We start from the raw sequence: 17286 nt of genomic DNA on the forward strand, positions 1-17286 counted from the left end.
CATCAAAACAGTTCTACAGATGTGATAGGGCTGTGATCCGCATTTATCCAGTGCCCGTGGCAAAGAGCCTGCCATAAGCAGCGCGCGGGTTCGGAAATCCTGAAACATGAATGCCCCGCACCTTTAAAGGCACGAGGCATTCCCCGGGGACGCGGGAGGAAACTTCAGGCGCTGGCGGCCAAAGCGGGCTCTTGCCCTGCGCTGGACTGAGGGTCACGCAGAACATATCCGCGGCCCCAGACGGTTTCGATGTAGCTCGGCTCACCCGTTGCTTCGCTCAGCTTCTTGCGCAGCTTGCAGATAAAGACGTCGATGATTTTCAGCTCGGGTTCGTCCATTCCGCCATAAAGATGATTCAAAAACATTTCTTTTGTAAGCGTCGTGCCCTTCCGCAGGCTGAGCAGTTCAAGCATCTGGTATTCTTTGCCCGTCAGATGAACCGTTTCACCCCGTACATCGACCGTCTTCGCATCCAGATTTACGTTGATCAGACCGGTTGAGATAATCGATTGCGAATGCCCTTTCGAGCGACGGATGATTGCGTGAATGCGTGCAACCAGTTCTTCGCGATGGAACGGTTTGGTCAGATAGTCGTCTGCCCCGAACCCAAAACTTTTCAGTTTACTTTCAGTGGCATCGTCACCCGATAGGATCAGGATCGGCGTGCTGACCTTCGCGTTCCGCAACTGGCGCAACACCTCGTGGCCGGTCATGTCGGGCAAGTTGATGTCCAGCAGGATCAGATCATAGTCGTAGAGTTTCGCCAGATCGACGCCCTCTTCGCCCATGTCCGTCGAGTAGACGTTCAAATTCGCATGGGTCAGCATCATTTCGATGCTTTTGGATGTGGTCGGATCATCTTCGATCAGAAGAACGCGCATATATTCGTCTCCGCGGGTTATGTCGTGGGTCAGACCGGAGTGTGAGACTTATTGGTTAATCACCCCTTACTATACATGCGCAAATTAATAACACAACTTAAAGTTGATTTCTTTCCGGATGCCAAGTTGCGTGTAAAGCTGCTTTGCCATCAGCAAGGTAGGACGAAATCCATTCGCCCAATTCATCCTCGCTCAAATCATACTTCTCATATGCTTGTTTTTTAGTAATCAACCCGAACATGACACCTTTGACAACCAAAAGTTTACGCGACGCCACCCAACGCACGGTATTCGTGGGTGGCAGGTCGGCGCGCGTCATCACGGTTCCGTCTGGCAGTGAAACGGCCCTTGGCCCTTCGATCTTCTTCAGATACATGTGTCGCTTCCGTTTTCGGTTCGCAGTCATCTGCGGACATCCTACTTAAAGAGCAGTGAAAGCGGTCCTTGAGAGTAGTTCGGATTTTCCTATATTTTGTCCGACCTGAAAGGAGGTCGCGATGGCCCTCGACACGACACAACTGAACTCCCTTGGCTTCCCCAAGCCCCCATCCGAGACCCGCGTGGTCGTCGCCATGTCCGGCGGCGTCGACAGTTCGGTTGTGGCTGCGCAGCTTGCAGAAGAAGGCTATGACGTCGTTGGTGTGACCTTGCAGCTTTATGATCACGGTGCCGCATTGGCCAAAAAAGGCGCGTGCTGCGCGGGCATCGATATCCACGACGCGCGCCGCGTGGCCGAGGAAATGGGTTTCCCGCACTACGTTCTGGATTATGAGAACATTTTTAAGGATGCGGTGATTGACGAGTTCGCCGAAAGCTATCTGGCGGGCGCAACCCCTGTCCCCTGCATCCGTTGCAACGAACGCGTAAAATTCAAGGATCTTCTGGAAACCGCCAAAGACCTTGAAGCCGACTGTATGGCGACCGGTCACTACATCCAACGCAAGATGGGTGCGAACGGGCCGGAACTGCATTGCGCCGAGGATGCAAACCGCGATCAAAGCTATTTCCTGTTCTCGACCACGCCGGAACAGCTTGATTACCTGCGCTTTCCGCTGGGCCATCTGCCGTCCAAGGATGCGACCCGCGCGCTGGCGTCCAAATACGGCCTGCCAGTCGCGGACAAGCCCGACAGTCAGGACATCTGCTTTGTCCCAGACGGTAACTACGCAAGCGTCATCGAAAAGCTGCGCCCCGGTGCCGCTGAACCTGGCGACATCGTACATGCCGATGGCCGCGTTCTGGGCACCCACCGCGGCGTGATCCACTACACGATCGGACAGCGCCGTGGGTTGGGCATTGGTGGACTGGATGAGCCGCTTTATGTGGTGAAACTGGACGTAGACGCTAAGCAAGTTGTTGTCGGCCCGAAAGAAATGCTGGCCACCCGCACCATTCCTGTGCGCGAAATCAACTGGCTCGGGGATGAGCCGTTCACTTCGCAAAAGGAATGGCATCTGTCGGTCAAGGTCCGCTCGACCCGCCCGCCGACCGAGGCCGTGATCCGCCCGATTTCGGAAACCGAGGCCGAGGTTGAACTGATGGTCGCCGAAGAAGGCATCTCTCCGGGTCAGGCGTGCGTGTTTTATGCCAACGAAGGATCGCGCATCTTTGGCGGCGGCTGGATCTGGCGCGGGTATTGATCCGACATTCAGAACGGCAGCTGTCCTATCCTTCCAAACATGTTTAGGCTAATTGAAATTAATTGGCCTGAACAAAACACATTTGGAAAACGGATATCATGATCGCCTATGTCACCGTCGGCGCGAACGACATTTCTCAGGCAAAGCGTTTCTACAATGCGATCCTGCCTTCGCTTGGCTATGCGCTGACCGAAAACCACGAAGGCCTAAGCTACTCATTGCCCTTGCCACAGGGTGAAACACCTGTTTTTCCGGATTTCTATGTAAAACCGCCCTTTGACGGTCAACCGGCCTCGGTCGGCAACGGAAACATGGTCGCGTTCGAGGCACCTTCCCAACACGTGGTCCGCGAACTGCATACCTCGGCGTTGAAGGCTGGCGGAACGAACGAAGGTGATCCGGGCTTTCGCGAGGCGTATAGCCCTACCTTCTATGTCGCCTATCTTCGTGATCCCGAGGGCAACAAAATCGCGCTGTTTTCCAGCAATCCAAATGAACCGACGCGCGACGAATAGCCCGGCAAGCTAAGGCCACCTATCCCAACGGCAGCGGCGCGTCCGCCTTGGGCTGATCCATGACAATCTGACTGTGCACGCGGCTGACGACGGGATTGGCCAGCAGTACCTCGTGAATCAGTCGGTTCAGTGACGCCAGATCAGGACAGTAAACACGTAGCAGGTAATCGGCCTCGCCCGTCATCGTCCACGCCGAGGTGATCTCGGGCCGTGTTTTCAAAAGCCGCGCAAAGCTTGCCCCGTGTTCGGCCCCGTGGCGATCCAGCTGCACCTGCACAAAGGCCTGCACCGATAGCCCCAGTTTCGCCGGATCAAGCCGCGCGGCGTAGTGATGGATGACACCGGTTTCTTCCAGCTTCTGACGCCGCCGTCCTGCCTGACTGGCCGATAGGTGCAGAACCTCGCCCAGCTCTTGCGCTGTGGCCTGACCGTTTTTCTGAAGATGCTCCAGCAAACGCAAATCAACAGGATCAAGAATCATGCGCAAACTCCGCGTTATTTTTGAATTTTGCGCGGATTATATCCATTTTTTTAAAAATTATCACCCACAATACGCACAACCCGCATCAAATCAGAGGGATACTGTCCTAAAATAACAGGAGGTTCCCATGGGCCCGTTTCCACACGATGCACCGCAATCCACAATCACACCCGAAAACCCTGCCGGCACCGACGGGTTCGAGTTTGTCGAATTCGCCCATCCAGAGCCGCAGGAACTGCGCGATCTGTTCACCAAGATGGGCTACGCACATGTCGCCAATCACAAGACAAAACAGATCGAGCTTTGGCAGCAAGGCGATATTACCTACGTGCTAAATGCCGATCCCGATAGCTTTGCGGCCAAGTTTGTGGAAGAACACGGCCCCTGCGCACCGTCGATGGCATGGCGCGTTGTCGATGCTCAACACGCCTTTGAACATGCCGTCAAAAATGGCGCAGAGTCCTATGAGGGCAACGACAAGAGCGTCGACTGGCCCGCGATCAAAGGAATCGGTGGCAGCCTGCTGTATTTCACGGATCAGTATTACGACACCTCGCCCTATAACGCGGAATTCAACTGGATCGAGCAAAGCAAACCGCGCGGCGTCGGTTTCTATTACCTCGATCACCTGACCCACAACGTGTTCAAAGGAAACATGGACAAGTGGTTCCGCTTTTATGGCGACCTGTTCAATTTCCGTGAAATCCGGTTCTTTGACATCGAAGGCAAATACACCGGCCTATTCAGCCGCGCTTTGACCTCGCCCTGCGGTCGTATCCGCATTCCGATCAACGAAGATCGGGGCGAAACCGGCCAGATCGTTGCCTATTTGAAGAAATACAAAGGCGAAGGCATCCAGCACATCGCAGTTGGTGCGCGCGACATCTATGACGCCACTGACGCGATTGCTGACAACGGCCTGAAATTCATGCCCGGCCCGCCGGACACCTACTATGACCTCAGCTTTGATCGCGTCTCGGGCCATTCCGAGCCGTTGGACCGTATGAAAAAGCACGGCATCCTGATTGACGGCGAAGGCGTCATTGACGGTGGCGAGACGAAGATCCTGCTTCAGATTTTCTCGAAAACCGTGATCGGCCCGATCTTTTTCGAATTCATCCAACGCAAAGGGGATGACGGCTTTGGCGAAGGCAACTTCAAAGCCTTGTTTGAAAGCATCGAACGGGAACAGATCGAAAATGGGGAACTGACGGCTGCAGAGTAATCCGCAGCCCCCTCAGAATTTCTGAAGTGCCAGAACCGCGTTCAAACCACCAAAGGCAAAGGCGTTCGAAAGGGCGGCTTTGACCTTGGCCTCGCGTGCGACGTTCGGAACCACATCCAGCGCGCATTCAGGATCGGGTTCTTCATAGCCAATTGTCGGTGCGATGATCCCGTCTTTCAGTGCCATGATGCAGGCCAACAGCTCAACCGCGCCCGTGCCGCCGATCAGGTGACCGTGCATGGATTTGGTCGACGACATCATCAGCTTATCCGCATGGGTCCCGAATACGTCCGCCACTGCCGCGGATTCGGTTTTGTCATTGGCTGCCGTGCCCGTACCGTGGGCATTGATATAGCCGACGTCGGATTTGTTAAGGCCTGAGTTTTTCAACGCCCCAGAGATCGCACGCGCTGCCCCCTGCTTGGATGGCATCACAATATCAGCGGCATCTGAAGACATGGCGTAACCCACGACCTCGGCCAAAATCTCGGCTCCGCGTGCTTTGGCATGTTCGAATTCCTCGAACACGAAAATCCCTGCACCTTCGCCCTGCACCATGCCATTGCGTGTCGCGGAAAACGGGCGACAGGCGTCCTTGGACATAACGCGCAGCCCTTCCCACGCTTTGATCCCGCCAAAGCACAGCATTGATTCTGATCCGCCAGTAACCATGACAGGCGCCATGCCCGAGCGAACAAAGGAAAACGCCTGCGCCATTGCGTGGTTCGACGACGCGCAGGCAGATGCCACGGTAAAGGACGGGCCTTTGATGTTGTACTGCATGGAAACGTGGCTACAGGCCGCGTTGTTCATCAGTTTGGGCACAACAAAGGGATGAACGCGGTTCTTCCCCTCTTCATATACAGCGCGATAGTTTTCGTCTTGCGTGGTCAGGCCACCGCCTGATGTACCCAGAATAACGCCGGATGTTGCAGCCAGTTCGCCCTCGAACCGGATACCGGACTGCTGGATCGCCTCTTCGGCCGCGATCAGTGTGAACTGGGTATAGCGGTCATACAGCGCAATTTGCTGGCGGTTGAAACGCTCTTCAGGCTCATAGCCATGAACCTGACCGCCGATCTTGATGCCCAGACGGTCCACATCGCGAATATCCAAGGGGCCGATCCCGCAGCGGCCTTCGCGCATGGCCTCGAAAGTGGACGGAACGTCATGGCCCAGCGCGTTGATCGTTCCCGCGCCGGTGATAACGACGCGTTTCACGATTTCTGCTCGCGGATCAATTGCTCAACCCCTGTCACGATGGACGCGACCGAGGATATATCAAAATCGCTTTCTTGCGGGTCGTTGGCATTGAACGGGACCGAGATATCAAAGGCCTCTTCAATCGCGAAAATGCATTCGACAAGGCCAAGGGAATCAATACCTACGTCTTCCAAGGACATATCGACAGAAACGTCAGAGGGTTCCAACACTGCCTGCTCGGCAATGATTTCAATCACCTTCTCAGTCACGTTGGCCTGATCTGTCATTTTGGTCGCCCTTTGGTCTGCGCGTTCTGCGAACGATTTATGTATTAGATTCGCCGTTTGAAACAGATTTTCGTAACAAAGATACGTCACGGAACAGGCGCGGCAAACGACGAAGCCCTTTGTAGACTTCGATGTGCGTTTCCATCTTCATCGCGGGATAGCCCAGCATCACGCGGCCTGCCGGAATATTCGAAAGAACAACGGTGCCACCGCCAGTGATGACGTTCTCGCCAATGTTCAGGTTATCACTGATCCCGGTCTGCCCGCCCAGAACTGTGCCCCGCCCGATCTTGGACGATCCGGCCACGCCGGTTTGAGCACAGATCAGACAGTCATCTTCGATCACCACGTTGTGGCCGATCTGGACAAGGTTATCGAACTTTACACCGTTGCCGATAAACGTGTCGCGCACAGTGCCACGGTCGATACAGGAATTTGCGCCGATCTCTACATCATTGCCGATGGTGACACCGCCCAGCGAATGGATACGCGCCCATTGCTGCGCATCCGTCGCGCCTTCGGCCCCCAGACTTTCGCGCGCCTTTTCTACGCCCGACGGCTCAGGCGTGACGAATGAGAACCCATCACCACCGATGGCTGCCCCTGGCTGGGCGACAAAGCGATCGCCAATGGTCACACGCGCGCCAATTTTCACACCAGAGTGCAGAACTGCGCCCGCGCCCAGCCTTGCGTTCCAGCCGACGTGGCAATGCGGGCCGATCACGGAATTGTCGCCAATCACGGCCTCGGGGCCGATCACTGCCAGTGGGCCGATCGTCACGTTCGCACCAATCTTTGCAGAAGGGTCAACGACTGCCGACGGGTGAACGCCGCTGCCATAGCCCTGCCCCGGATCCATCATGCCCGATAGTCCAGCCATCGCGAAACGCGGACGCGGGGCAACAATCGCGGCTTTCAGACCGAACGCCCGCCAGTCGGCCCCATCCCACATCATGGCAGCTTGCGCCTGACCATCTGCCAATGTTTCGGCAAACTCGGGCTTGATCGCCATAGCCAATTGATCAGGGCCGCATGCGGCAGGTTCGTTTACACCGGTCACGACCAGTGTTTCATCGCCATGCACGGTTGCACCCAGCGCTTTGGCAATTTCACCCAAACTGTATTTCATCGCAGGCTCCGGTCTGATTGACCGCTGGTTTAGCTTTCTCCGGAGATAAGAGCCACCCCTGCCCGTTCAAGCGCCGACCATACCGCCGCGTCACGCCCGTAGATGTCGTCACGATACTGGGTGCGGCCTTTGGCCTGAGTAAAGGCCGTGCGGTAGATCAGGTGCACCGGCACGGGCGCTTCCAGATTGACGCGGGTTTCGCGGCCGGTTCGCAAATGTGATTGGAACACGCCAACCGGATCGGACTCCTGCTTGGCCAAAAGCGCGTAGGCAAAGTCGAACGGATCGTTCAAACGCACGCAGCCGTGCGAGTACGCGCGCACTTCCCGCTGGAAAAGGCTTTTTGCAGGCGTGTCGTGCAAATAGATGTTGTACTTGTTCGGGAACATGAACTTGACCAGCCCCAACGCATTGCGCGGGCCCGGGGGCTGGCGCATCGCAAAAGGAAAGCTTTGTGCCGAATATTGCGAAAATCCATTGCCTCGGTTCACTTTGCGACCACGGCTGTCTGTGATCTCTAAATGCCCGACAGCCCCCGGATTGCTCCGGAGCAACGGCAGATATTCCTTCACGACGATGGACCGCGGCACGTACCAGCTGGGGTTCACAACCATGAACTCCATAACGTCGGAAAACTCGGGCGTCCGGCGGTCGGCATTGCGGGCACCTACCACAGCGCGGGTTTCAAACGTGACTTTCTGGTCGTCATAGATACGCGCCATGAATTCGGTCAGGTTCACCTTGATGTGGCGCTGCCCCCAACCTTCCGGCTGGTTCAGCCAGCGTTCACGTTCCATAGCGACAAGAACAGATTTCAAACGATCCTCGGCGCTGACGTTCAGCGCCTTTAGGGTTGCGTCACCCGCAACACCGTCTGCTTCAAGACCATGATCCAGCTGGAACGCCTGCACCGCGGATACAATGCTGGTTTCATACTCCGCGACCGAGGTCTCAGGCAGATATCCCATGCGAATCAAACGATTGCGAAGCGCCACGACGCGTGCGCCGGATTGACCCGGTTCGATTTTGCCACCCCCGACGGTATCGCCCCAACCGCCGCGGGCAACCAGATTGGTCAGGCGCATTTTTTCACGCATCAGGCGGCGATATTCGTGGGACGTCGGCGCCAATGTCCGGAAAAACGCATTCGGTTCGTTTGTCGCAAGTTGTTCCAGCAGTTCACTCGCTTCACGAACAGGCGCAGCGCGTTTGATATCGCTATGTGCTTTGCGCGGATCCAGAATGCCCGACTGCAAATCTCGCGCGAATCTCAGGAAAACCTTTGTTAGTTCGACATCCAGCACGCCCTGTTCGCGAACCGACTTGGCGAACTGCATGTCCGACAGGATTTGTGACGGATCGTAACGCTGCGCGGGCAGACCATGCGCACCCGCCGCATCAAGAGCCTTGATCAGCGCCGCGCGTCGGGCGAGTTGGACGTCGTCCGATCCAGTCCAAAAGGGTTCAAACCCTCTCGAACGGTAAAATTCCGCGATGGATTCATCCTGAGAAGCCGTTTCCGCAACGGCTGTCTTGAAGGCGGTGACCTGCGCGTGCGAAAGATCTGGCATGCCAAACGCCGCGGCCAGAACGACCCCCGACATCACTGTCAGCCTTACTTTTTTACGCATCAGTTCAAACATACTGCCCTCCGCCAGGAAAAATTGTTACAGCCTACAATCGCATGTGCTGGGTGGCTGTCTATTCACAATTAACGGAATGGTCGCCGGAATTTAAAATTTGCTGCATTCTCGTCAAACCGACGCGGCACCGATGCCACAGTTCTGGGAAATAAGCAGAAAATCGCCCAAACCACCTTGTGAAGGAACCAAATCGGATTCTTCGCTTTCGGTTCGATTCATGATATGTAAAGTATCGGCAGGCATCTGGGGGATAGATGGCAGGGCTCTTGCAATGACAGGGGCCATACAGGACAGAAACGGGACAGGCAGTTCTAATGACAGACGTACGCCCAAGCAGCATTTCGCGGCGCGGCCTCTTGCAGGCATTCGCAGCCACGACACTCACAGCAGCACCGACTTTTGCCAATGCCGCAGGCTTTCTTCGTGGTGGTGGCGATATCCGCCGCATCAAGATGTACTCTGGCCGCACCGGTGAACGGATCGATATGATCTACTGGGTGGATGGCGATTACATCGCGGACGCTGTGAAAGAGATTAACTACTTCATGCGCGACTGGCGCAACGGCAAGGTCAAACAGATTGACCTGCGCACAATCGATATCATGGCGGCTTCGCACAATCTGCTGGATGTTAGCGAACCCTACATGATGATTTCCGGCTACCGCAGCCCTGAAACCAACGCAATGTTGCGCTCGCGCTCTTCTGGTGTGGCTAAAAATTCGCGTCACATTCAGGGTCAGGCGGCAGACCTGCGCCTTGCGTCCCGCTCGGTCAGCCAGATTGCACGCGCCGCATCGTCGTGCCGTGCTGGTGGCGTCGGCCGCTACAGCGGATCAAACTTCGTTCACATGGATTGCGGCCCGGTACGCACCTGGGGCAGCTAAGCCTGACGGCAAACGAAACAAAGAAGGGCGTCCAATCGGGCGCCTTTTTCTTTTCCGAAAACAGACTTCTGCAAAGCTGACGAAACATCAGCTTCTTCAGGCATGTCTTGTTAAACTGTAGAAGAAGAAGTGGCGCGGTTGACGGGGCTCGAACCCGCGACCCCCGGCGTGACAGGCCGGTACTCTAACCAACTGAGCTACAACCGCGCATCGCGCTGGACAGGATCAAGGCAGTGGTGGCGCGGTTGACGGGGCTCGAACCCGCGACCCCCGGCGTGACAGGCCGGTACTCTAACCAACTGAGCTACAACCGCTCACTGCTGCTTGATCGTCCAAGCGTGAGAGGCGTTCTACGCACGACCCCCATCCCCGTCAAGCGGTTTCGCGCGAGATTTTTCATCAATTATAACCCGCACCTGTCGAAGGCGAAAATCACGGTAAAATCAGCCGTATTTCGCCATTCATCGCGTGTATGCTTTTGGCACAGCGCCCAATATAGTTGTAATTGAACTTGCTCTTTCTGCTTACTAGGCCACATACAAATGGCAGAGAAACGCCATGCCTACTTCAAATAGTTTAAAATTAGAACTTTCTATCTGGGATCCGATCGGTGTCGCGCGGACCTTTTCGACATACGACGCCTACAAAGCGCTCGCACACCCGCGCACTTTGGTTTTCATCTGCCTTTGCATTCTGTTGATGTCAGTGGCCGATCCGGCAAACCATTCGGCGAATCTGGGCCCGCAGCTTGTTTTCCTACTCTGGAGCGCGATCACCTGCGTCTTTCTTGCGACAAAAATCCTGACGCATTGGGTGTTCGCCCATTTTCAAAAACACATCCTGCCGCTCCGAATCCCGTTGCCAGTGTTGACGTTTGCGTCGCTTTTTCCGGTGGTCGGCCTGTCTGAAAACCTTGCATGGCTGCTATCCAAGCAAACCTTCGTGTCTCACTTCTGGCAGCAGTTCACGATTCTCTTCATCATCGCGTTCCTTCTCGAGGTGCTTTTCTTCCTCTTTGTGCTGCCAACACTCGGAATCGAAATTCGCCAACAGGTCAAAGAACAAACGCCGGCAGAACCGGAAGAGCCGTCCCCTCTGCCCGCTCAATCAGAAGACGCCGCGCTGATCATCGGCACAGACCGCATTTCCATTGCCGATATCGTCTGTATCGAGGCGAAAGAGCACCACGTCTCGGTTCATTTAAAAGACAGCCTGATTTCGACTCGCGCACGTATGAAAGACATCGTCGCGCAAACCGACAATGATCAGGGGATCCAACCCCATCGGTCATGGTGGGTTCCACGTCATATGGCCAAAGAAACCGTCAAAGTGCCCGGGCGGCACGTATTGCGCCTTACGAACGGGCGCGACATTCCGCTCTCTCGTAATCGCGTAAAAGAAGTGGCCGAGTGGTTGACCGAGACGGCACAAAACACGGCACGCACGCCAACGCCCTTTCAGTCGGAAAAAAATCACCTAGCTAGTGCTCCAAGAAACGACGAGGCCCGCGATGCTGTCAGCAGAAAACCTGAGGAAAGCCTTCCAAGCCAGTGACGGGGCCGTCGACGTCTTGCGCGGCGTCTCGCTAATGGTTGCAAAAGGCGAAAGCGTGGCACTGACCGGAGAGAGCGGATCGGGGAAAAGCACCCTTTTACATTGCCTGGGCTGCCTTGAAGATATCGACAGCGGCACGATTTTTCTGAACGGTGACGCGCTTCATGATCTAGATGATGACGGCAAGTCGCGGATCAGACGGCAAAAGTTCGGGATCGTTTTTCAACAGCTAAATCTGATTCCCTCGCTGACAGTTGCGCAAAACCTGTCGTTCCACGCACGCCTTGCTGTCCGCGAAAATGCCGAGTGGACGCAGGAACTGGCAGACAAGCTCGGCCTGGCGGCATTGCTTCACCGTTATCCAGAACAGCTGTCAGGTGGCCAGCAGCAGCGCGTCGCAATCGGACGTGCCATCGCCAGCCGTCCCGAGTTCGTTCTGGCCGACGAACCCACAGGCAATCTGGACGAGGATACTGCCGAAGCGGTCATGACCTTGTTGCAGGACTTGGTCAAAGAGGCCGGTGCAGGGCTGTTGATGGTGACCCACTCGGAACGCCATGCGTCCAAACTGGATCGCAGGTTGCACCTGAAAAACGGACTGATCGCGTGAACCGCGTCATCTTTAGCGCGCTCCTGTCGCATTGGCTGCGTCACAAAGTTCAGTTCGTTACGCTTTTTCTGGGCCTTGCTCTGGCCACTGCCCTTTGGTCAGGCGTTCAATCGATCAACGCGCAGGCGCGGACCAGCTATGACGACGCGGCAGGCAGCATCGGACAGCGCGGATATGATAAACTCGTGTCAGAAAACGGCGTGTCGCTTGACGATTTTGTCCGGTTGCGGCGCATGGGCTATCTGGTGTCGCCCGAACTGGAAGGGCTGCTGGCGGTTGGGGCAGACCGTGTCCAACTGACTGGATTTGATCCACTGACCAGCCCGCCGCGGGTGGGCATGGCCAGCCTTGATGAGCAAGGGCTGTTCGCATTTCTTTCCGATCAGGGACTGGTGCTGGCATCACCGGAAACCGTCAAAACGCTGACTGCCTTTTGGGGCGACGACGGGCCGATTGTTCAGGTTTCAGCCGAAGTTCCCATCGGTCAGGCGCTGACTGATGTGACAACGGCGCAATCGCTGCTCAACGCCGAATACCTGTCGGCGCTGGTGATCGCCCCTGACCAACCATTTGGCCTGCCGCCAATCACTGACTTGGACGGTTATGCAGTTATCCCGGCGCAGGGGACCGGCGATCTGGCGCAGTTGACGGACAGCTTTCACTTGAACCTGACCGCCTTTGGCTTGCTGTCTTTTGCCGTCGGTCTTTTCATCGTTCAGTCAGCCATCGGGCTGGCATTTGAACAACGCCGCAGCACATTCCGGACCCTACGCGCCATGGGCATCGGCCTGAAACGGCTTGTGACGCTTTTGGCTGTTGAACTGGGGTTGATCGCATTGCTTGCCGGATTGGTCGGCATCGTCCTTGGTTACGGTATCGCCGCAGCCCTTTTGCCGGGTGTCGCCGGCACCCTCAGGGGGCTTTATGGCGCAGCTGTCTCTGGCGATCTGAGCTTTGATCCGGTTTGGGCAATCAGCGGTTTGGCCATGACAATGGCAGGGGCCGCCGTCGCGGGGGCGCAGGCGCTATGGCGGGTGGTACGGATGCCGATCCTTGCGCCCGCCCTTCCCCGTGCCTGGGCGATGTCCTCGGCCAGAACTCTGCGGTTACAGGCGTTTGCAGGATTGGGGCTGCTGGGCTTTAGTGGAATTCTGGCGATATGGGGCTCGGGCCTGATCGCGGGCTTTGCCTGCCTTGCGTCGCTATTGATCGGCGCAGCCATCGTTTTACCCCCGATCACAAATGCCGTCCTGAAAATGGCGGGCAAACTGCCGCGTTCACCGCTTGGCCAATGGACCGTCGCTGACACGCGTCAGCAGGTGCCTGCGCTGTCACTTGCTTTGATGGCACTACTGCTCGCGCTGTCGGCAAATGTCGGCGTGGCGACGATGGTTGGCTCTTTCCGCGCCACGTTTGTGGGATGGCTTGACCAACGCCTCGCCGCCGAAATCTACGTAACCGCCCGTACGCCGCAAGAAGCAGAAGACATCCGGCGCTTTGCCGCCCCGCGCACGACCGCCGCCTTGCCCATCTGGTCCGTAGAAGCCACGCTGCTGGAACAGAACGTCGATATCTACGGCATCATCGATCACCCGACCTACCGCGATAACTGGCCCTTGCTGCAGGCAACCGAAGACGTCTGGGACGAAATCAGCACGGGCCAAGGCGTTCTGGTCAACGAACAATTCGCCCGCCGGAACGGCATCACCGTTGGCAACACCCTTTCGGTGACAGATACGTGGCCCCTGCCCGTGGTTGGCATCTATTCCGACTACGGCAACCCGCACGGCCAACTGATCACGGCCCTCGCACCGCTAGAGAGCCGTTTTCCGAACCGTCCCAAACTTCGCTACGCCTATCGCATCGCGCCGGATCAAGCGGGCGAATTGGCCCGCGATATCCGCGAAAAGTTCAATCTGCCCGCATCTGCGGTCGTCAACCAATCCGACGTTAAAAAAATGTCCCTACGCGTGTTCGACCAGACCTTTCTGGTAACCGGCGCGCTGAATTTCCTGACGTTGGGCGTCGCCAGCTTTGCTCTGCTGACCAGCCTTTTAACGCTGTCGACCATGCGGCTTCCTCAACTGGCCCCTGTCTGGTCTTTGGGGATCACGACAAAGGCGCTGTCGAAAATCGAATCCTGGCGCAGCCTTGCCTTGGCTGTGTTCACATGGATCCTGTCCATCCCGGTGGGGCTGGCGTTGGCATGGGTGTTGCTGTCGATCGTGAACGTCGAGGCCTTCGGCTGGAAGCTTCCGATGTACCTGTTTCCCACAGATTGGTTCAGGCTAGGCGTGCTGGCAGTTCTGGCCGCAGCGGTGGCCTGTTTCTGGCCGATCTACCGTCTAAGGCGCTTGCCCTCTGCGCAATTGCTACGGGTGTTTTCCAATGAACGTTAAAATCCTTCTGCTCCTTATTGGTCTTTTGCCCTCGATCGCATCCGCGCAGGGCTTTGCCGGGTTGGGAACCGAGGTCGACGGTTTCGCCATTCCGGAACGCGGGACCAATTTCACGTTTCCACAAGATCACGCAGCACACCCCGATTTCCGGATTGAGTGGTGGTATCTGACGGCCAATCTGACCGACGGCGCTGGACGGGACTACGGCGTGCAGTGGACACTATTTCGCTCGGCCAGCCAGCCCACCGGCCTGCCTGAAGACCAGCTTTGGATGGGCCACGCCGCTGTGACAACAGAAGACACCCATTACCACGCTGAACGGCTTGCACGGGGCGCAACCGGTCAGGCCGGCATAAGCCAACCGCTAAATGCGTTTATTGATGACTGGTCGCTGGCTAGCGTGGCCTCTGGAAACAAAGATCTTCTCTCAGCCATCGAGCTGACCGCACGCGGGGCCGAGTTTGCCTATCGCTTGAACCTGACCGCCGATGGCCCATTGGTTGCCCATGGTGACCAAGGCTATTCGATCAAATCATCCTCGGGCCAAGCCAGCTATTATTACTCGCAACCGTTTTACGCGGTCTCGGGAACGCTCAATTTGCCAGATGGCGATATCGATGTGACCGGAACAGCGTGGCTGGATCGGGAATGGTCTTCCCAACCTTTGGCCTCTGATCAAAGCGGTTGGGACTGGTTCTCGCTCAATCTTGATAGCGGCGACAAGCTTATGGCTTTCCGTCTGCGCAGCACGTCAGGAGACGACTACACATCAGGAACGTGGATCACCGCAGACGGCACGCCCACTGCAATCGACAACGGCACAATCGAACTGTCGCCGATAATCCAAACCACCACGCATGGCCGCGAGGTGCCGACCAGTTGGTCGGTAAAATTGCCCGAGAAGGACTTGGACATTACGGTAGAGGCCGTTCAGCCCGACGCATGGATGGACACACTATTTCCTTATTGGGAAGGCCCGATCCGGATCACAGGATCGCATGGCGGACGCGGCTATCTTGAGATGACAGGTTACAATTAGGTAATGCGTCAGCACGTCACTTTCGGCCACGTCGAAACCGTGTCATTCTTGCCGCCATGTTTGGACGACTCAAAAATCTGGTGATTGCCTGCCTGTCGGTGACGCTGTTCGCAGCGCTGACGGTATATTCGGCGACCCAGATGGCGCCCGATCATGATGCCTTGATGCAAAAGGCCGAAATGATCGCGGCTGGCGCGACGTTGGCCGATATCTGTTCCGAGAACCTTGATCAGCACGATCATGAACACCGTTGTCCGGTTTGTAATGAACTGCCGCGGTCCGAACAGGCCCGCGCACCGGAAAGCATCATCAAGCTTTCGATCGCACTTGAGCATCACTACGCTGCGGACCTGATCACCGGTCCACAGCTTCGCCATTCGCATGTCGCAGCCCGCGCGCCACCGGCGGCTGTCTGATTTTCCACACTTTCACCTGAAAACCGGCCTTCTGGGCCGCCCACCGCAGCATGCACACAGCATCTGCGCGATCTTTGGAAAACGACATGACATCTTTGAACTCATCCGCCCTGATCACAGGGTTTCTCATGACCCTCGCAACATCCACTTGGGCCGAAGACGCACCCAAACCCATTCCCTTTCCGCCAAATCAGCAAGGCGGCGGAATGAACCATATGGATCACGGGGCCTATGCCCAGGGCATGCACGCCGTGGAAACCATCGGCGATCTGGAAATATCGGGCTTTTATTCGCGCGAAACGCTGCCCAATGCGCCGGTCGCTGGCGGCTTTATGACAATCACCAACACCGGCAGCGCAGATGATCGCCTGATCGCCGCCAGCTCTGACATTTCCGGCCGCGTCGAAATTCATGAAATGGCTATGGAAAACGACGTGATGAAAATGCGCGAACTGGCTGACGGCCTTCCGATTCCCGCTGGCGAAACCGTCGAGCTGAAACCCGGCGGCTACCACGTCATGTTCATGGAACTGCACAAAGCCTTGGTCCAAGGCGACACCGTCTCAGTAACGCTTGAGTTCGAGCAGGCGGGCAGCACGACCATCACAATGCCCGTCGCCGCGCGACAAGGCGGCATGGGTCACATCGGCCATGGCGGCCACATGAAGCATGGAAGCTAAATCATGACCAACCGCAAGTATACGTTTGTGGTCGCGGGAGGGCTGGCACTTCTGGCCCTCTTCGCAGCCCTTTGGGTTGTTATGATCATCCCGAAAATGAACCGCACCGCCGCAGACAGCCTAGGCATGGGTGACTATGCCCTGCTGACCACTGACCGCACGCAGTTCACAGAAGACAGCCTGAAGGGCGCGCCATCGGCTGTGTTCTTTGGCTTCACCCACTGCCCCGAGGTCTGCCCCACAACGCTGGGCGATATCGCGGGCTGGCAAGCCGAACTGTCTGACCAAGGAAAAGAGCTGCGCACATACTTTGTCACCGTCGATCCGGAACGCGACACCATCGACATGATGCAGGAATACGTATCATGGGTGCCCGGCGTCGTTGGCGTGTCCGGTCCCGAGGAAGAGGTCAAGAAAGCCATCACCTCGTTCCGCGTTTACGCCCAGAAGGTGCCCTTGAAAAACGGTGGCTACACGATGGACCATTCGGCCTTTGTGATGCTGTTCGATAAGAAAGGACGCTTTGTGCAAACCATCAGCTACGGAGAGCAGTTCGACTCGGCCATGAAAAAGATCGACGCCCTGCATTAGCAAGGGTGTTTGGTATCGATTTCAGGAAGAAAGTGGTGGGTGATGAGAGACTCGAACTCCCGACATCTTCGGTGTAAACGAAGCGCTCTACCAACTGAGCTAATCACCC

Annotated in this window: 18 protein-coding genes and 3 tRNA genes; 11 read left to right on the forward strand and 10 right to left on the reverse strand. The window is 56.5% G+C overall.

All coding sequences use genetic code 11. From position 1 onward, the window contains the following. Positions 1-164: 164 nt before the first annotated feature. Positions 165-881: a response regulator transcription factor CtrA gene (gene ctrA, locus C4S59_RS00745; protein WP_103908572.1), complete on the reverse strand. Its 717-nt coding sequence runs from the start codon at positions 879-881 to the stop codon at positions 165-167. 97 nt (positions 882-978) lie between these two features. Then, positions 979-1257 (reverse strand): DUF1153 domain-containing protein, encoded by a 279-nt coding sequence (locus C4S59_RS00750; RefSeq protein ID WP_103908573.1) that lies wholly within the window; start codon positions 1255-1257, stop codon positions 979-981. Positions 1258-1378: 121 nt separating this feature from the next. On the opposite strand from C4S59_RS00750, the gene mnmA reads away from it, so the two are divergent. Next, positions 1379-2521 (forward strand): tRNA 2-thiouridine(34) synthase MnmA, encoded by a 1143-nt coding sequence (mnmA, locus tag C4S59_RS00755; protein ID WP_103908574.1) that lies wholly within the window; start codon positions 1379-1381, stop codon positions 2519-2521. Positions 2522-2619: 98 nt separating this feature from the next. After that, on the forward strand, positions 2620-3036 hold the full coding sequence (locus C4S59_RS00760; protein WP_103908575.1) for a VOC family protein: 417 nt from the start codon (positions 2620-2622) through the stop codon (positions 3034-3036). A gap of 19 nt (positions 3037-3055) precedes the next feature. Here the strand turns inward: C4S59_RS00760 and C4S59_RS00765 are convergent, their stop codons facing one another. Further along, on the reverse strand, positions 3056-3514 hold the full coding sequence (locus C4S59_RS00765; protein WP_103909366.1) for an Lrp/AsnC family transcriptional regulator: 459 nt from the start codon (positions 3512-3514) through the stop codon (positions 3056-3058). 130 nt (positions 3515-3644) lie between these two features. Between C4S59_RS00765 and hppD the strand changes: the two genes are divergently transcribed. Then, on the forward strand, positions 3645-4742 hold the full coding sequence (gene hppD, locus C4S59_RS00770; RefSeq protein WP_103908576.1) for a 4-hydroxyphenylpyruvate dioxygenase: 1098 nt from the start codon (positions 3645-3647) through the stop codon (positions 4740-4742). 12 nt (positions 4743-4754) lie between these two features. Here hppD and C4S59_RS00775 read toward each other — a convergent pair whose 3' ends face one another. The 4 genes from C4S59_RS00775 to C4S59_RS00790 are packed head-to-tail and all read right to left on the reverse strand — an operon-like array spanning position 4755 to position 9004. Continuing rightward, positions 4755-5963 carry a beta-ketoacyl-[acyl-carrier-protein] synthase family protein gene (locus tag C4S59_RS00775; protein WP_103908577.1) on the reverse strand — a complete coding sequence of 403 codons (1209 nt, stop codon included), beginning with the start codon at positions 5961-5963 and terminating at the stop codon, positions 4755-4757. After that, positions 5960-6232, reverse strand: a complete 273-nt coding sequence (locus C4S59_RS00780; RefSeq protein ID WP_103908578.1) for an acyl carrier protein — start codon at positions 6230-6232, stop codon at positions 5960-5962. The genes C4S59_RS00775 and C4S59_RS00780 overlap by 4 nt, the downstream gene beginning before the upstream one ends. Before the next feature lie 37 nt (positions 6233-6269). Then, complete coding sequence (lpxD, locus tag C4S59_RS00785; RefSeq protein ID WP_103908579.1) at positions 6270-7361, reverse strand: UDP-3-O-(3-hydroxymyristoyl)glucosamine N-acyltransferase; 1092 nt, start codon at positions 7359-7361, stop codon at positions 6270-6272. A 29-nt stretch (positions 7362-7390) separates the two neighbouring features. Then, positions 7391-9004 carry a L,D-transpeptidase family protein gene (locus C4S59_RS00790; RefSeq protein ID WP_407703000.1) on the reverse strand — a complete coding sequence of 538 codons (1614 nt, stop codon included), beginning with the start codon at positions 9002-9004 and terminating at the stop codon, positions 7391-7393. Positions 9005-9318: 314 nt separating this feature from the next. Here C4S59_RS00790 and C4S59_RS00795 point away from each other — a divergent pair, with 314 nt between their 5' ends. After that, the gene (locus tag C4S59_RS00795) at positions 9319-9888 is read left to right on the forward strand and encodes a YcbK family protein (RefSeq protein ID WP_103908580.1); all 570 of its coding nucleotides are present in this window, start codon (positions 9319-9321) and stop codon (positions 9886-9888) included. A gap of 130 nt (positions 9889-10018) precedes the next feature. Here the strand turns inward: C4S59_RS00795 and C4S59_RS00800 are convergent. Both C4S59_RS00800 and C4S59_RS00805 read right to left on the reverse strand, forming a co-directional pair. After that, positions 10019-10095 (reverse strand) — tRNA-Asp (locus tag C4S59_RS00800). A gap of 30 nt (positions 10096-10125) precedes the next feature. Further along, positions 10126-10202: transfer RNA gene (locus C4S59_RS00805), tRNA-Asp, on the reverse strand. Positions 10203-10446: 244 nt separating this feature from the next. Between C4S59_RS00805 and C4S59_RS00810 the strand changes: the two genes are divergently transcribed. From C4S59_RS00810 to C4S59_RS00840, 7 genes are all read left to right on the forward strand, one after another. Then, a complete protein-coding gene (locus C4S59_RS00810) occupies positions 10447-11442 on the forward strand; it encodes a LytTR family DNA-binding domain-containing protein (RefSeq protein WP_103908581.1) in 996 nt (331 codons plus the stop codon). After that, positions 11399-12052 (forward strand): ABC transporter ATP-binding protein, encoded by a 654-nt coding sequence (locus C4S59_RS00815; protein WP_103908582.1) that lies wholly within the window; start codon positions 11399-11401, stop codon positions 12050-12052. The genes C4S59_RS00810 and C4S59_RS00815 overlap by 44 nt, the downstream gene beginning before the upstream one ends. After that, positions 12049-14451 carry an ABC transporter permease gene (locus C4S59_RS00820; protein WP_103908583.1) on the forward strand — a complete coding sequence of 801 codons (2403 nt, stop codon included), beginning with the start codon at positions 12049-12051 and terminating at the stop codon, positions 14449-14451. The genes C4S59_RS00815 and C4S59_RS00820 overlap by 4 nt, the downstream gene beginning before the upstream one ends. Next, positions 14441-15490 (forward strand): lipocalin-like domain-containing protein, encoded by a 1050-nt coding sequence (locus C4S59_RS00825; RefSeq protein WP_103908584.1) that lies wholly within the window; start codon positions 14441-14443, stop codon positions 15488-15490. The genes C4S59_RS00820 and C4S59_RS00825 overlap by 11 nt, the downstream gene beginning before the upstream one ends. A 56-nt stretch (positions 15491-15546) precedes the next feature. Next, complete coding sequence (locus C4S59_RS00830; protein ID WP_103908585.1) at positions 15547-15906, forward strand: hypothetical protein; 360 nt, start codon at positions 15547-15549, stop codon at positions 15904-15906. 86 nt (positions 15907-15992) lie between these two features. Continuing rightward, a complete protein-coding gene (locus tag C4S59_RS00835; RefSeq protein WP_234994647.1) occupies positions 15993-16586 on the forward strand; it encodes a copper chaperone PCu(A)C in 594 nt (197 codons plus the stop codon). A gap of 3 nt (positions 16587-16589) precedes the next feature. Then, a complete protein-coding gene (locus tag C4S59_RS00840; protein WP_103908587.1) occupies positions 16590-17177 on the forward strand; it encodes an SCO family protein in 588 nt (195 codons plus the stop codon). A gap of 33 nt (positions 17178-17210) precedes the next feature. Here the strand turns inward: C4S59_RS00840 and C4S59_RS00845 are convergent. Then, positions 17211-17286: transfer RNA gene (locus C4S59_RS00845), tRNA-Val, on the reverse strand.

Origin of the sequence: Thalassococcus halodurans, from assembly GCF_900108225.1 — a bacterium.
GTDB classification, from domain to species: Bacteria; Pseudomonadota; Alphaproteobacteria; order Rhodobacterales; family Rhodobacteraceae; genus Thalassococcus; species Thalassococcus halodurans.

Excerpts from the sequence above, each read along its gene's own strand:
- ctrA (WP_103908572.1), bottom strand. The coding sequence starts at position 881 with ATGCGCGTTCTTCTGATCGAAGATGATCCGACCACATCCAAAAGCATC.
- C4S59_RS00750 (WP_103908573.1), bottom strand. The coding sequence starts at position 1,257 with ATGTATCTGAAGAAGATCGAAGGGCCAAGGGCCGTTTCACTGCCAGAC.
- mnmA (WP_103908574.1), top strand. The coding sequence starts at position 1,379 with ATGGCCCTCGACACGACACAACTGAACTCCCTTGGCTTCCCCAAGCCC.
- C4S59_RS00760 (WP_103908575.1), top strand. The coding sequence starts at position 2,620 with ATGATCGCCTATGTCACCGTCGGCGCGAACGACATTTCTCAGGCAAAG.
- hppD (WP_103908576.1), top strand. The coding sequence starts at position 3,645 with ATGGGCCCGTTTCCACACGATGCACCGCAATCCACAATCACACCCGAA.
- C4S59_RS00780 (WP_103908578.1), bottom strand. The coding sequence starts at position 6,232 with ATGACAGATCAGGCCAACGTGACTGAGAAGGTGATTGAAATCATTGCC.
- lpxD (WP_103908579.1), bottom strand. The coding sequence starts at position 7,361 with ATGAAATACAGTTTGGGTGAAATTGCCAAAGCGCTGGGTGCAACCGTG.
- C4S59_RS00790 (WP_407703000.1), bottom strand. The coding sequence starts at position 9,004 with ATGTTTGAACTGATGCGTAAAAAAGTAAGGCTGACAGTGATGTCGGGG.
- C4S59_RS00795 (WP_103908580.1), top strand. The coding sequence starts at position 9,319 with ATGACAGACGTACGCCCAAGCAGCATTTCGCGGCGCGGCCTCTTGCAG.
- C4S59_RS00810 (WP_103908581.1), top strand. The coding sequence starts at position 10,447 with ATGCCTACTTCAAATAGTTTAAAATTAGAACTTTCTATCTGGGATCCG.
- C4S59_RS00815 (WP_103908582.1), top strand. The coding sequence starts at position 11,399 with ATGCTGTCAGCAGAAAACCTGAGGAAAGCCTTCCAAGCCAGTGACGGG.
- C4S59_RS00825 (WP_103908584.1), top strand. The coding sequence starts at position 14,441 with ATGAACGTTAAAATCCTTCTGCTCCTTATTGGTCTTTTGCCCTCGATC.
- C4S59_RS00830 (WP_103908585.1), top strand. The coding sequence starts at position 15,547 with ATGTTTGGACGACTCAAAAATCTGGTGATTGCCTGCCTGTCGGTGACG.
- C4S59_RS00835 (WP_234994647.1), top strand. The coding sequence starts at position 15,993 with ATGACATCTTTGAACTCATCCGCCCTGATCACAGGGTTTCTCATGACC.
- C4S59_RS00840 (WP_103908587.1), top strand. The coding sequence starts at position 16,590 with ATGACCAACCGCAAGTATACGTTTGTGGTCGCGGGAGGGCTGGCACTT.